The organism is Mesorhizobium sp. M0954, assembly GCF_040319155.1.
In the GTDB taxonomy this organism is placed as follows: Bacteria; Pseudomonadota; Alphaproteobacteria; order Rhizobiales; family Rhizobiaceae; genus Mesorhizobium.
Genome location: NZ_JAMYNR010000015.1, coordinates 95,581 through 109,067, shown reverse-complemented (window position 1 = coordinate 109,067; position 13,487 = coordinate 95,581). Strand labels below are relative to the sequence as shown.

The window sequence follows — 13,487 nt, the reverse complement described above, 5'->3', positions numbered from 1 at the left end:
CGGATCGAATTGCGACTGAGGGGATTATCCGCGCCGCCCGCGCGAGCGTGCGTTCCGCGTCATTGTAATAGTTTGAGGCCTGCTGCACGGAGCGATGCTGCGACTGCTGCAAGGCTTCGGGCCGCGGAATGGCGCGACGTGCGGTTTCGGTGAGATTGCCGGAGCGCGAGCCGTGGGCGGAGAAGGCTTGCGGATCGAGCCCGGCCTCGGCGGTGCGCCGCTTCAGGATCAGATTGACGGCCTGCGGCGTCAGGACGCGCGCTTCGAGATTGTCCCAATGGTCGATGCCGCCAAACACGACGCGGTCGCTGATCCTGGCGCGTTCCAGCCAGTCCTTCAAGACCAGCACAGGCCGGCCCGACGAGCAGCACGAAAGCGTCGCTGTCGGCTTGCGTCGTCTCTGTGCAGCCGAGCCGTATTGCCGTATCGACAGGCACGGCAATTTATCGCCGCCGGGAGCGTTGGGATCGGCCGGAACCGGGTCTTCGTCGACCAGCTGTTCGACGCGAAGAGCAGAAATTTCGCTGCGACGCCGCCGCTGCAGGCGAAGGCGGTGATGAGAATCGCGCGATCCCTGACGTCGACGAGACGGTCGCCGGCGCATGTTTCAGGAGGGCGGCCAGAATATCGGCGGTCACAGCCTTCCTGCTCTTGCGGCCGCGGACGGGCCTGGCGCGCACCGCCAGTTTGATCGCGCTCTGCAGGCCCGGGGCTGCAAAATTTCCGCGCAAACCGCGCCATTGAATCAGCGTCGAACAGCTCGACAGCCGCCAGCGCACGGTGCACGGCGCATACGGACGGCTTTTACCCGCAACAGTCCCTCCGCCCTCGGCGCGGCCATGACGGCAACGGCACACTCTGATTAGACGGTTGACGCTGTCCCCCGATTTGCCCTGATGTCCTGTTCCCGCCATCAGAAGCTGATGCCCACGATCTTTACGCCGATACGATCGGCGAGTTCGAGCAATTCGGAATAGACGTCAGAATTCCCGGTCAAATCGAGCGACACGCCGGACTGCACCAACATCTTTGCGGGAATTCGATCGCCAAACAGCATCACGGCGAGAGCCCGGTCGTCCTGCCGAGAAATCCAGCAAAGGCCCTGGATATCTGGGCATTGTGCGTAAATGGCTTCAGCCCAGGGGCGTGTTGCTGGGTAGTGGTCCTTCTCGGTGTCGATGATCTGGCTGCGCTTGATGCCGAGTTTCCTCAGCGCTGTGACGCTCAGATCAGCCAAGACCAATTCGCCCTGCGGCGCCACCTGCGAATAGACTTGATCCGCCAGTTTCACCTTGTCGTAGGTCTTCAGGCCTGGCGCGAATGGCACATCGTGGAAGACGGTTTCCATCGCCGCACAGTCAAAGGTCGTGCCGCCGTACAGAGTTGGGATATTGGCCCCACTTGCATTCTTGATCGGGCTGAATCGGGCATTGCCTTTCAGGCCTGGATTGAACTTGACGCCGGCATAGAGATTCAAATGGATACGATGGATAACTTGGCCCGCCGGCCATATCGTTCGGGTGATGATATCCTGCAAATCGTGCGATGGAACGGGAACTGGAGTCCCAAGTCCCCGTCCAATCTTTGATTTAGCCATGGAGTGCGCCTACCAACTCATCCTCGGCGGCTGCAAGAACGCGCTCGGGTTGCGCAGGGAGCACATCTTGCGGACGCTTGCCCCCAAGGAAGCTATTGACCGATGCAAACCAATAGGCGAGCCCCCAGTCGTCCTTTTTCTCGTGTAAGACGCCCAGAACCTTAGCGAGCGCTTTGATAGGCCGATATCCAGCGGCGGAATCCAGAGCATACCCAGGGAAATAGTCTACGCCCCGATGCCGAACTGCAAAGATCTGGCCTTCTTTCTTCCACTTGTGTGGCTGCGCACTTGGGTTGCTTGTGCTGAACCCAGCCATTTTGGCGATTTGGGGAGCGGTCAGCCAATCGCCGCTCTCCAGCACTGCCTTTCTCGCCTCGGCCGTCATCCGCGCCTCGACAAGCATGTACTGCGGGGGCGGCACCTGAGGGACCAGGGCCTCGATTATTGAGTTAATGGCTTCACGTTGGCGACTCATCAGGATGGTACGGACCAGAGGCGCGATGCTGACGACCGTGTCCGCAAGGGCGCGAACTGCGGGTTCACTCCCATGCTCGAATGTTAGTGCTATGACTTGCTCCGCGGTCAGCCGATCAAGTTGGTCACCAACCTCCTTCGGAGTTCCGGTGAGCGCGCCAAATCCCGATAGCTCAATGGTGTCATTGGTATGTGCCATAATATTCCACTCCGCTGGGTTGGTGAGGATGATTACATATATAGCACGATAACCGATCTCATCAAGTGGTGTTACTGCGATGCTCTCGGACGCCTGGAAAGACATCAGTCCACTCCAGCATCAACCCTGGCTCGGCACCCTTCTAGTCGCTCGCATGCTGCGGCAGCGCCGCAAGACCGCGGCCCCACCTGCTGGCGCTCAACAGCGGGCTGCACGTTGTCGGCCGTGAGCGCCGGCGTCACCGTGACCGGACCACACGCCTGCTGGCATTTGTTGACACCTTTACGGAAGCCACCGCGCTCGGCCTAAAGGAACATGACCGGCCGGCGTTTGGCGCGGGAACAGATGCTGCGCCGCACCAGGAACCGGCGCGGCAACTCGAAGCTGCCTCCGCATAATCCATTCCAGCAGATCCGCATCGAGCGTCGCGTGCCTCCCGCCGCGGCGGATACCTCGATACTGTCGCCTTGCTCTTGAGCCGCTCAGACATCGCCGGCGTCAAATTCACCAATGGTGTCGCACAGTCCGCGACAGCGGATCACCGCGCCGCCTGATCGGCCGCGTCACCCAATTCCGACCATAGCTCCTCGCGAGCCGGCCTCAAGCAGAAGAGCCGCTCCGACACGCCTGTCGCCCGAATTGAGAAACTGACCCCCTGACGAAATGAAGAACTGACCCCCTCGGTTATGTCGGGCCGCGACATCTACTTAGGACAGTAGCCGTGACCATAACTTTTGATAACAGGTCAGGGTCGCGGGATGCCGAGCCGCTTGAAATACCGAGTTGTGCGGGTGCTCGCGATCGTCCCGCCTCAACCGCGCAAGTGCGTCATCATCGCCGGCGAGCGCCATAGCCAAACCGGGAGCGCTTATTCTCGACGGAGCGCCGGGCTTTGTCTGATTGTGATGACGGTCCTTGATCACCAGCCGCCTGAGTGTGTCGTCGCTTGCGCTGTAGTCGTGCCTGAACAGATCAATGACCCTCTGGACCGTGATCGCCTCTGCCCGTGGCAGGTAGAGCGGCCGAAGCCGTTCGCCTGTTTCTGGCGCTGTTTTGACAGGGAGTGCATTGGTCATTCGGCCCATAGCGCTATTCTGCGGCCCGCCGTTTCGCCCGACATCACGGAACGATATCGCCCCCCATGTATTAGAAACCCATGGGCACTATGGAACCCCACGGCCACGGGATGGCGGTCGATATTTTGACATCGGAAGTTGCCAATGCCAGGCAGCGCATCCACCGGACCGAGCTCGCGCTTCAACGCACTGAAGAAATGCTGGCCGAAAATCTCGCGCTGTGCAGCAGGATACGAACTGCGGTCGAGGCCGCAGACCGCTTGATGGAGATCGATCCCCCCAGCTTTGAACGACGTCGCGTGGGTTGAACTGCGCCGGCGTTTCATTTGTCGCGGCCTTGCGGCACCCCGCCGCAAGAGCCTGCCCTATTGGCATCACAGCGTGAGCAAACATTGGACAGAAGCATTCCAACGTTCACGATGTGCCACGCGGACGCCAGACCGGCACAAATCTTCAGTTCAAAGAGCGAGGATGATGCTGCGGCAAACGAAGGTGGCACGGGGGGTCTTCGCGCGAGCCGGTTATGCGATCTCCCGCTCAGAAATTATACTAAATATTCCGACGTCCTGATGGAACCCTTTCGTTGCGGGCGAGTTGCGGCTCATTGGGAAGGGACTCCCCGAACATGGCAACCAGCAACAAAGCAGACCATCAGTCTGTCTCCGAACCGTTTCGGAAACTGATCCGTTCCGATGGCTATCGTCATAACGTACAAACGTTCTTAAATCTGGGGGTCGAACCAGAACTGCCGCCAAACCTTCAGTCATTACTTGCGGCTATTGATCGGGCCAAAGAGGGGCCGACCGAAGAAGTCCCTTAACTCCTCGGCAGCAAGCGTCATTACCTGCTGCATGTCAGCGCCGTAGCGACGGTAGTCCTTGTAGCGGAAGGTGACGCCGGCCTCATCGAAGCCGATCAGGCGGCGGTTCGAGATTGCCACGCGGTGGGTGTAGCGCGACAGATAGGCGACCACCGCCTCCGGCCCGGCGAACGGCGCCTTGGCGTAGACCACCCAACACTTCTTTCGAACAGGAGCAAGGTGGTGCAGGAATGCGCGTCGATCGGACAGGTGCACCAGCGATCCGAAGAAGGCGAGCCGCCCGGCGTCGTGCAGAGCGACCAGCCGGGCGAGGAAGAGCCGTCGGAACAGTTTGCCGAGCACGCGCACCGGGAGCAGGAAGGCCGGCCGCGAGGAGACCCATCGGCTATCGCCCAGTGCGATGCCGCCGCCCGGCACGATCATGTGCACGTGCGGATGGTGGGTCATCGCCGATCCCCAGGTGTGGAGCACGGCGGTGATGCCGATGCGCGCGCCGAGGTGTTTTGGATCGGCTGCGATCGTCAGCATCGTCTGTCAATGATCACGGAATCGGGACCCGATATTTTCGCGCAAAAGGGACCCCGGTTTTGGGGCGGTGAAGGGCACGCCGGTAAGCGCCCGATCAGGCGGAGCTGGTCGGGGTTGCACAGCCTGATCGGGCGCGGCTGATTGGCCTTTCGGCTTTAGCTTTGAGATCGGCTCTTGAAGCGCCAGGATTCGTTGCCGGTCTCGGCGATCTCGCAGTGATGGGTGAGGCGGTCGAGCAGCGCGGTTATCATCTTGGCGTCGCCGAAGACGCTCGGCCATTCCCCGAAGGCGAGGTTGGTGGTGATGATGACACTGGTGCGTTCGTAAAGCTTCGAGACCAGATGGAAGAGCAATTGCCCGCCGGCCAGAGCGAAGGGCAGATAGCCGAGCTCATCGAGTACGACGAAGTCGAGCCGGGTCAGGTGATCGGCAATGCGGCCCTGGCGGCCGGAGCGGGTTCGGTCTCGAGCCTGTTGACGAGGTCGACGGCATTGAAGAAGCGCCCGCGTGCGCCGTTGCGGATGAGAGAACGGGCAATTGGCTGGCCGAACCTCTGACAGAGGCACGCGGAAGGCCATCGATCTCCGCCCTCCAGCCATCATGCGCTATCGCACGACCGGTTCAATCGGGAACCGGAGCAAACCTGCGTCGGCATCGAGTTATGTTTAAAAATGAACAAAATCACTCTATAATTTAGATGAAGATAGACATATTGATGGAGATGGCGTATCGTCAGATGGAGGCTGACATCGGGAAGGGGCCTCGACACCCAGGGAGGAGATATAAAAATGAAATCGAAGCTGGTTTTGCACGCTTCCGTCGCGACCTTGCTTGCGGCAGGCTGCTGCGTTGCCTTTAGCGCTTTTGCAGGGGAAAAGCCCAAGGGGCTGATGCTCTTTTCTTACCTCGGCGATCAGGCCTATGTTCGCCAGTACAATGTCGCCAAAGGCCGGGCGGGCAAGATTGAAGATGTCCAGATCGACGTCAAATCGGGCACCTCGCGCGGCGACGTCAATTTCTTCATTCAGGAAATCGTCAACGCCCCCGCTGAAGGCTACAAGGTTATCGGCGTCAACACCGGTGCCACCTCCAAGGAACTGGTAAGCGCGCTCAACGATGCGACCAAGCAAGGCATCAAGGTGCTGTCCTTCGACGGCGCGCCACCGCCGATCGACGACCTGACGGCGCAGGTGAATTATGATCCGGTCGGGGCCGAGAAGGCAGTCGTGCAGGAGTTTGCCAAACAACTCCCTGCGGGAGGCGAGATTGGCGTCATCCGCTGTATTGCGGGCCTGGCGGATACCGACGCGTTCATCAATGCTTTCAAGGATGCGTTGAAGGGTACGAAGTTCAGCATCGTTGCCGAGGGCGACGCCCGTTGCGACCCCGAGAAATCGCGCACGATCGCCGAGGGCATGTTGAACGCGCATCCAAATCTGGTCGGCATCTACGATATCTTTGACGTCTCGGCACAGGGCACGCTGCAGGCGCTCGAGGCAGCCGGCTCCAATGTCATCGTTGGTTCGGTCGGCGGCCAGGAGTACGCGCTGAAGGCGATCGCTGCGGGCAACAAGAACTGGAAGTTCACGGTCCCTTACCCGTTCGAGGTGATCGCCAGAACAGCCACGGACACCACTGCTGACCTGGTGCGCGGTAAAAGCGTTGAAAAGCTTGTGGTGGTGCCGGCGCAGCCCGTCCAAACCTCGGAGAATGCGGGTGGCATGCTGAAGACGGTCTCCGACGTTGTGGCGGGCAACGTTGATGACGTCGTGAAATAACGCCACCGATGGAAGCGCACGTCAACATCGCGGGGAAATCATCCGACCCGGCGGCGGGGCGCCGCGATCACCTCTCCATCCTGCTATGGCTTCTGCAGGCCGGGCCGATCATAATTCTCGTAACCCTGGTCGTGGCATTCGGCCTGCTTGCCCCGCATTTCATTTCGGTGCGCAATCTTCAGAACCTCCTGGCCCAAAGCGCGATTGTCTGCGCCTTGGGCCTAGGGCAATTCCTCGTGATCCTGGTTCGCGGCGTCGATGTCTCGGTCGGCAGCGTCATAGCGCTGAGTGTCGTGACGGTGGCCACGCTCACCGGTGTCGATCAACCCAGCTCGATTGCGCTGGTCATCTATCCTCTTGTTGGTCTGATTGTCGGACTGATCAACGGCTTCCTCATCGTTAAAGGCGGCATTCCGCAGCCCCTCGTGGTCACCGTCGCGATGCTCGGCATTGTTGCCGGTGTCGCATTGCTCATCAGCGGCGGCAACACGCTCGTGGGTGTTTCGCCCGCCGTGCATTGGCTGGCAAACGGCAAGATGCTGGGCATACCTGCCGGCGCCTTGATGGTCCTGGTTCTTGCAGGGTTGTTCTGGCTCATGTTGCGGCGTACGCAATGGGGCCGCTGGCTCTATGCGGTTGGTGGCAATCCGGATGTCGCGCAATGGGTTGGGCTTCCGCGCGACAGGTTGACCATGAGCGCCTATGCCATCTGTGGCACCACAGCGGGCATTGCAGGCATGCTGTATCACGGTCGGACCGGGTCGGCTTCGCCTCTTTCGGGCATCGGCTATGAGCTGGACGCCATCACGGCGGTGGTTGTCGGCGGCGCAAGTCTCTTCGGCGGTCGCGGCAGCATCACCAACGTGCTGTTCGGCGCGCTCATCATCGCCACGATCCGCAGCGGCCTGCAGCAGCTCGATGTCTCGCCGTTCTGGTCGTCGGTGGCGATCGGCATAGGCATCCTGATGGCATTGGAGCTCGATGTCTTGCGCAAACACATCGAGACCCGCATTCGAACGCTGCGTGCGAGACTGGTGAGCCAATGAGTGTCGCCTCGCCAGACAGCATTTCCAACATGGCCACCGATGCGCGTCTGGTTCTCTCGGTGCGGGACGCGCGCAAGGCCTACGGGTTCGTAACGGCGCTGGCTGGTGCGTCGCTTGACCTCCATGAGGGCGAGATTGTTGCCTTGCTCGGCGACAACGGCGCCGGAAAGTCGACACTCATCAAGGCGATCACCGGCATCGTAACGCTGGATTCGGGTGACATCGAGCTTGACGGACACCCATTGCGGCTGCGTTCGCCCGCCGACGCGCGTGCATCGGGCATCGAGACCGTATTTCAGGACCTTGCTGTCTTCGACAATCTGACCGTATCCGACAACTTCCTGATCGGACGCGAGCAGACGCGGCCACGCTGGCTCGGTCCGCTGGGCTTCATTTCCGCTGGACAAGAGCAGCGACAGTGGCGGCAGCATGCCAGCGCATTGAGCGTCAGCCATGTCTCACCTTCCCAGGAGATCGGACTGATGTCGGGTGGCCAGCGTCAGGCTGTCGCGGTTGCACGGGCAGTGGCGTTCGCCCGACGGGTGGTCATTCTGGATGAACCTACGGCGGCACTTGGTGTGCGCGAATCCGACGAGATATTGACGATGGTAAGACGCCTGCCGGAGCGAGGCCTGTCAGTCATCATCGTAAGCCACAACATGGACCACGTCGTGCGCGTGGCGCACCGTGCTGTCGTCATGCGGCAAGGCCGGAGTGTCGGCGAGATGACTGTAGGCCAAGGCGTTCAGAAGGATCTTGTCGCAATGATCATGGGCGTCACCTGAAACAGCGTCATCCGGAAATCGTGCTGCTTTGTAAAACTGGATTGGCGCGGTCGATCGCTAGCCGATCGATGAGCTCCTCCACTTTCCCGAGGCTGAAGATATCCTCAAGCGCCAGATAGGCAGCGCCAAAAAGGGCACTGTCCTTCTGCGGGTTGGCAAGGACGATCTGCAACTCGCGCGTGGCAAGTGGAAGGCATCGCTGGTAGACGAGTTCGCGGATACCGGACAACAGAAACTCTCCACCCTTGGCGAGTGTGCCGCCCACCATGATCAAGTTCGGGTTGAGAATACTGACGACATCGGAGGCGACTTCGCCGATCACCCGCCCAGCGCTGCGCAGCAGCATCAGGGCTTCCGGCTTCTGCATTTCAACGAGCGATATGACATCGCGGGCGTTCTCCGCCTTGAAGCCTTTGCTTGAGAGATCCCGGGCAATCGCCCAGCCGCCGGCGCGGGCTTCGACACAACCGAGCTTGCCACAGCGGCACAAGGGCGCGTTCTCGGAGTTAAACTGGATATGGCCGATGTCGCCGGCCGCGCCCTGAGCGCCACGAAAGATCTTGCCGCCGGCGATGATGCCGCTGCCGATACCCGTTCCCGCTTTGATGAAGAACATGTCATCGACATGCGGGAAATTCTGGCGGTGCTCGTGGATCGCCATGAGGTTTACGTCATTTTCGACATAGATTGGTACATCGAAACGACGGCGCAGCCAGCTGATGATGTCGAATTCGTCCCACCCGTGAAGGACCGAGGGACCGACGACGCGGCCGCGTTTGAAATCGACCGGCGTGGGCATGCTGAGGCTGACCCCAAAAAGCGAGCCATGGCTGGTTCGAGCCTTCGCTGCAAGAATGTCGAACCCGTCGACAATCTGCTCGAGGGAAGCCGCCGGTCCGTCCGACGCGTTGAACGGTATTGTGCTTTGCGAGACGATCGCGGGTTCGAGGTCCATTGCGGCAAGATGGATGTAGGTTTCGCCAATATTGGCGACGAGAAAGAAACCCGCCCGTTCATTGATCCCAAGCACGCGCGTGGGCCTCCCGCCACTCGGCATGGTGCGGGCCGTCTCGCGAATCAGGCCTGAGTCGATCAGCGCATTCAGGCGCTGGGTGACAGTCACGCGTGACAATCCCGACGCGTCGAGCAACGCTGACCGGGACGTGGCGGCGCCAGTGGCAATCAGCGAGAGAATTTCCCCGCTGTTTGCAAGGGCGGGATGCTCCGCCGTACCATTTGTCCTGACCATTCCGCACTTTCCCGTTCGCCCTGAGATTTAGCCACAAACCCCCGGGAGATAAAGGCGTGTCTGCAAGAAAGCTGCATAGCTTTTGTATAAAAATATGCAATAATACGTTGACTTATAGATATATCGATGACTAAGAGTATATCGTCTGGGAGGAACGACGAACTTGCGCGGACCGACCGCGCCGTTCCAGTGTTTCTCCGTCACTCCATCGACGGAATATCGCATGTTATCAGCGCAAAAGGACTTAGCCCGACCGGATCTCCTGGCGAACGCCATTCGCGCGCTGTCAATGGATGCGGTCGAGAACGCCAAGTCCGGCCATCCAGGCATGCCGATGGGCATGGCCGAGATCGCGGTCGCGCTCTGGCACCGGCACCTTCGTCACAATCCATCCAATCCGGCCTGGACCGACCGCGACCGCATTGTGCTCAGCAACGGCCACGGCTCGATGCTGCTCTACAGCGTGCTTCATCTCACAGGCTACGATGTCTCGATCGCCGATCTCCGACAGTTTAGGCAGCTTGGCAGCAGGACGCCGGGCCATCCCGAATTCGGCTATACGCCGGGAGTTGAAGTTACGACCGGGCCGCTCGGGCAAGGCCTCGCAAATGCCGTCGGCATGGCAATTGCCGAAAAGACATTGGCCGCCGCATTCAACCGACCCGGACACGACATTGTCGACCACCATACCTTTGTCCTGGCAGGCGACGGCTGCCTGATGGAAGGCATTTCGCATGAGGCTTGCTCGCTTGCCGGAACGCTCGGCCTTGGCAAGCTGATCGTGCTCTACGACGACAACGGCATCTCCATCGACGGCCATGTCGAGAGCTGGTTTTCGGACGATACGCCCAAGCGCTTCGAGGCCTATGGCTGGCAGGTCATTGCCGATGTGAACGGGCACGATGTCGAGGCGGTCGACCGGGCGATTTCCGCGGCGAAGGCGCAAGCAGCCCGCCCGACGCTGATCTGCTGCAAGACCATGATCGGCAAGGGGGCGCCGACGAAAGCCGGAAGTCACGATAGCCATGGCTCTCCGCTCGGCGCCGACGAGGTCGGCCGGGCTCGGCTCGCGCTCGATTGGCCGCATGCGCCGTTCGCCGTTCCAGGAGAGATTGGCGACGCGTGGAACGCCTCGGTCAGGGGGGCTGCATCGGAGGCCGCCTGGCGCCGCCGCTTCGAGGCATACCGCGCGGCCTACCCCGATGATGCGGAGGAGTTCGAACGGCGAGCCACGCACCATCTTCCCGCAGGCTTCGCCGCCAAGGCGGATGCGTTCGTTGCGCAAACCGTCGAGAAGGCCGAAATGCTGGCGACACGCAAAGCAAGCCAGAATGCCATTCAGGCCTTTGCCGGCTTGCTTCCCGAACTGATCGGCGGTTCCGCCGATCTGGCCAGTTCGAACCTCACGCTTTGGAAGGGGGCCGAACCGATCACATCCATCTCGGGCGGCAACTATATCTATTATGGCGTGCGCGAGTTTGGAATGGCCGCGATCATGAACGGCCTGATGGTCCATGGCGGGTTTCGTCCATTCGGTGGCACGTTCCTGATGTTCTCGGAATACGCGCGCAACGCCCTGCGGATGGCAGCGCTGATGAAGCTTGGCGCCATCTATGTCTTTACCCACGATTCCATCGCGCTCGGTCAGGACGGTCCGACGCATCAGCCCATCGAGCAGTTGGCCACGCTCCGTTTGATGCCCAACATGGATGTATGGCGACCGTGCGACACCGTTGAAACGACGGTTGCCTGGCAGATTGCGCTTGAGCAGGTGGCGACGCCGACTAGTCTTGCGCTTAGCCGGCAGAACCTGCCGTTTCAGCCGCGCGACCAAGCCCAGGTTCAAGCGGTGCGCAGGGGCGGATACGTGCTGCGCCGTGAAGACGGCTGGCTGGACGCTGTCATCATCGCGACCGGTTCCGAAGTGCAGCTCGCAGTCGGCGCCCGCGAGCGACTTGCTAAGCAAGCGGTTCAGGTTCGCGTGGTGTCGATGCCGTCCACCAGTGCTTTCGACCGGCAGGATGACGGCTACAAGGCCGAGGTGCTGCCACGGGGCGTCCCCCGCATCTCCGTCGAAGCCGGCGTCACCGACTATTGGCGCAAATATGTCGGCCTCGAAGGCGAATGCGTCGGCATCGATACGTTTGGCGAATCGGCCCCGGCCGAGATCCTCTACGAGCATTTCCACCTGACCGTAGAGGCCGTCGAAAAGGCGGTCCACAGGGCGCTCGAGAAACATCGCCGCGCTGCGTCGCCGGAGTTGGGAAGGCAGCAGGCGAGATGACCGCTACCTATGTCATCGGACTGGATTACGGCACTGGATCAGCCCGCGGCGTCCTGATCGACGCCGCAACCGGCGAGCAGATCGGCAGCCACACGCATGCCTATCGCCATGACGTCATGACGCAAAGCCTTCCTGACGGCACGCCCTTGCCACGCTCATGGGCGTTGCAGAACGCCGCCGACTATCTCGATGCTGCGGAAGAAATCCTTGATGTGCTGGGGCGCGGTCGGGTTATCGAGTCGATCGGGCTCGGCTTCTCGGCAAGCTCGCCGATGCCGACCACCACCGATGGCATAGCCCTTTCCGAACTTCACCCCGGCGAGCCTCATGCCTATGTCAAGCTGTGGAAACATCGCGCCGCACAGCCCTACGCAGACGCGATCAACCGTCGGGGCGGATCCTTCCTGCGCAATTTCGGCGGCAAGCTTTCCGGGGAATGGCTGCTTCCCAAGGCCGCCCAGATCGCGGACGAGGCACCGCACATCTGGAGCGCCGCCGGCAGGTTCATCGAGTCCGGCGATTGGCTTGTCTGGCAGTTGACCGGCCGCGAAATGCGCAGTCTGGGTTTTGCAGCCTACAAGGCCCAGTATTCCGAGACCGAAGGCTATCCGCAGGGAATTGTGCGCGGTCTTTCCGAAAGATTGTCGGTGCCGCACCGTATCGGCACTTCGGCTGGAGGCCTGTCTGAGGCATGGCGGACGCGCACGGGGATCACTGGCCGCGCGATCGTCGCAGTGGCGGTTATCGATTCACACGTCGTGCTGCCCGCGGTCGGGGCCGTGTCGTCCGGCTGTCTCGTCGGTGCGCTCGGAACGTCTGCGGTCTATCTCTTTTTGAACGAACAGTTCCGTCCTTTGCCCCCCGGCATCGAAGGTGTGGCCAAGGATGGATCGGTTCGCGATCTCTGGTGCTACGAGGCCGGGCAGGCCGGGTTTGGCGACATGCTCGCCTGGTTCGTGAAGGCCTTTCCGCGTGGCGCGGACGAGGCTGAAAGTTTCCGTATCTACAACCGTGAGGCAGCCGGGCTCGAACCCGGCGCCAACCATCTCGTGGCGCTTGACTGGTGGAACGGCAACCGGGTGCCGCTCGCGGATTCAGACCTCAGCGGCCTGCTTCTCGGTCTCACCACCGAAACCACGGGCGTCGGCATCTACCGCGCACTGATCGAGTCGCTGTGTTTTGGCGCTCGCACGGTGGTCGACCTCTTCGAGGCCGGCGATTTTGGCATCAACCGCATCATCCTGACGAGCGGGCTGGCCCAGAACAATCCATTGCTGGTGCAGATCATGGCCGACGTGCTGGGGCGCGTCGTGGAGGTTCCAAGCATTGCCCATGCGACGGCTGTCGGCGCGGCGGTTCATGGCGCGGTCGCGGCCGAACTGGTGAGCGGCTTCGCCGAGGGCACGGCCCGGTTCGGCGCGCGCACCTTCACCCCCTATCACCCACGCCGCGAAAGCGCGGCCGCCTACCGGTCTCTCTACAAAAATTATCGGCAGCTCAGCGACAGCCGGACCGTACGCAACGCCATGCATGATCTGAACAGGGCGGCGTCGCTCGACCGGCCGGAGAAAGAAACGAAATCGGTGGCCTGAGCAAGGGGATTGCCAGCCCCGTCGATCTCTTTTGCGGAACCGCCATCCTTCGACGTGCA

The 13,487-nt window shown here is 61.2% G+C and carries 11 protein-coding genes and 3 pseudogenes; 8 read left to right on the top strand and 6 right to left on the bottom strand.

Going from position 1 to position 13,487, the window contains the following annotated elements; translation table 11 throughout:
• Positions 1-22: 22 nt before the first annotated feature.
• The 3 genes and pseudogenes from NKH93_RS21330 to NKH93_RS21320 all read right to left on the bottom strand — a co-directional run.
• Positions 23-844, bottom strand: a pseudogene (locus NKH93_RS21330) (site-specific integrase); the annotation flags it as partial.
• A 69-nt stretch (positions 845-913) separates the two neighbouring features.
• A complete protein-coding gene (locus tag NKH93_RS21325) occupies positions 914-1,597 on the bottom strand; it encodes an RES family NAD+ phosphorylase (RefSeq protein WP_352971873.1) in 684 nt (227 codons plus the stop codon).
• Positions 1,590-2,375, bottom strand: coding sequence for a hypothetical protein (locus tag NKH93_RS21320; RefSeq protein ID WP_352971870.1), 786 nt, complete (start codon positions 2,373-2,375; stop codon positions 1,590-1,592). Before NKH93_RS21320 ends, NKH93_RS21325 begins: the two co-directional genes overlap by 8 nt.
• Here NKH93_RS21320 and NKH93_RS21315 point away from each other — a divergent pair.
• The 3 genes from NKH93_RS21315 to NKH93_RS21305 all read left to right on the top strand — a co-directional run bounded on the left by NKH93_RS21315 (position 2,350) and on the right by NKH93_RS21305 (position 3,654).
• On the top strand, positions 2,350-2,499 hold the full coding sequence (locus tag NKH93_RS21315; protein ID WP_352971867.1) for a DUF1612 domain-containing protein: 150 nt from the start codon (positions 2,350-2,352) through the stop codon (positions 2,497-2,499). The two genes, NKH93_RS21320 and NKH93_RS21315, sit on opposite strands and share 26 nt — an antisense overlap.
• Positions 2,459-2,668 carry a DUF1612 domain-containing protein gene (locus NKH93_RS21310; RefSeq protein ID WP_352971957.1) on the top strand — a complete coding sequence of 70 codons (210 nt, stop codon included), beginning with the start codon at positions 2,459-2,461 and terminating at the stop codon, positions 2,666-2,668. The genes NKH93_RS21315 and NKH93_RS21310 overlap by 41 nt, the downstream gene beginning before the upstream one ends.
• A gap of 788 nt (positions 2,669-3,456) precedes the next feature.
• A complete protein-coding gene (locus tag NKH93_RS21305; RefSeq protein ID WP_352837597.1) occupies positions 3,457-3,654 on the top strand; it encodes a hypothetical protein in 198 nt (65 codons plus the stop codon).
• Between the two features lie 512 nt (positions 3,655-4,166).
• Here the strand turns inward: NKH93_RS21305 and NKH93_RS21300 are convergent.
• A pseudogene (locus tag NKH93_RS21300) lies at positions 4,167-4,697 on the bottom strand (IS91 family transposase); the annotation flags it as partial.
• 152 nt (positions 4,698-4,849) lie between these two features.
• Positions 4,850-5,232 (bottom strand): annotated as a pseudogene (locus NKH93_RS21295) (ATP-binding protein); the annotation flags it as partial.
• A gap of 250 nt (positions 5,233-5,482) precedes the next feature.
• On the opposite strand from NKH93_RS21295, the gene NKH93_RS21290 reads away from it, so the two are divergent.
• The 3 genes from NKH93_RS21290 to NKH93_RS21280 are packed head-to-tail and all read left to right on the top strand — an operon-like array spanning position 5,483 to position 8,303.
• Positions 5,483-6,472 carry a sugar ABC transporter substrate-binding protein gene (locus NKH93_RS21290; protein WP_352774054.1) on the top strand — a complete coding sequence of 330 codons (990 nt, stop codon included), beginning with the start codon at positions 5,483-5,485 and terminating at the stop codon, positions 6,470-6,472.
• An 8-nt stretch (positions 6,473-6,480) separates the two neighbouring features.
• A complete protein-coding gene (locus NKH93_RS21285) occupies positions 6,481-7,518 on the top strand; it encodes an ABC transporter permease (protein ID WP_352971863.1) in 1,038 nt (345 codons plus the stop codon).
• Complete coding sequence (locus NKH93_RS21280; RefSeq protein WP_352971860.1) at positions 7,515-8,303, top strand: ATP-binding cassette domain-containing protein; 789 nt, start codon at positions 7,515-7,517, stop codon at positions 8,301-8,303. The genes NKH93_RS21285 and NKH93_RS21280 overlap by 4 nt, the downstream gene beginning before the upstream one ends.
• 7 nt (positions 8,304-8,310) lie before the next feature.
• On the opposite strand, the gene NKH93_RS21275 is transcribed toward NKH93_RS21280, so the two are convergent.
• Positions 8,311-9,552, bottom strand: coding sequence for an ROK family transcriptional regulator (locus NKH93_RS21275; protein WP_352971857.1), 1,242 nt, complete (start codon positions 9,550-9,552; stop codon positions 8,311-8,313).
• A 223-nt stretch (positions 9,553-9,775) separates the two neighbouring features.
• Here NKH93_RS21275 and tkt point away from each other — a divergent pair, with 223 nt between their 5' ends.
• Both tkt and NKH93_RS21265 read left to right on the top strand, forming a co-directional pair.
• Positions 9,776-11,836, top strand: coding sequence for a transketolase (gene tkt, locus NKH93_RS21270; RefSeq protein WP_352971854.1), 2,061 nt, complete (start codon positions 9,776-9,778; stop codon positions 11,834-11,836).
• On the top strand, positions 11,833-13,428 hold the full coding sequence (locus tag NKH93_RS21265; protein ID WP_352971851.1) for an FGGY-family carbohydrate kinase: 1,596 nt from the start codon (positions 11,833-11,835) through the stop codon (positions 13,426-13,428). The genes tkt and NKH93_RS21265 overlap by 4 nt, the downstream gene beginning before the upstream one ends.
• Positions 13,429-13,487 lie beyond the last annotated feature (59 nt).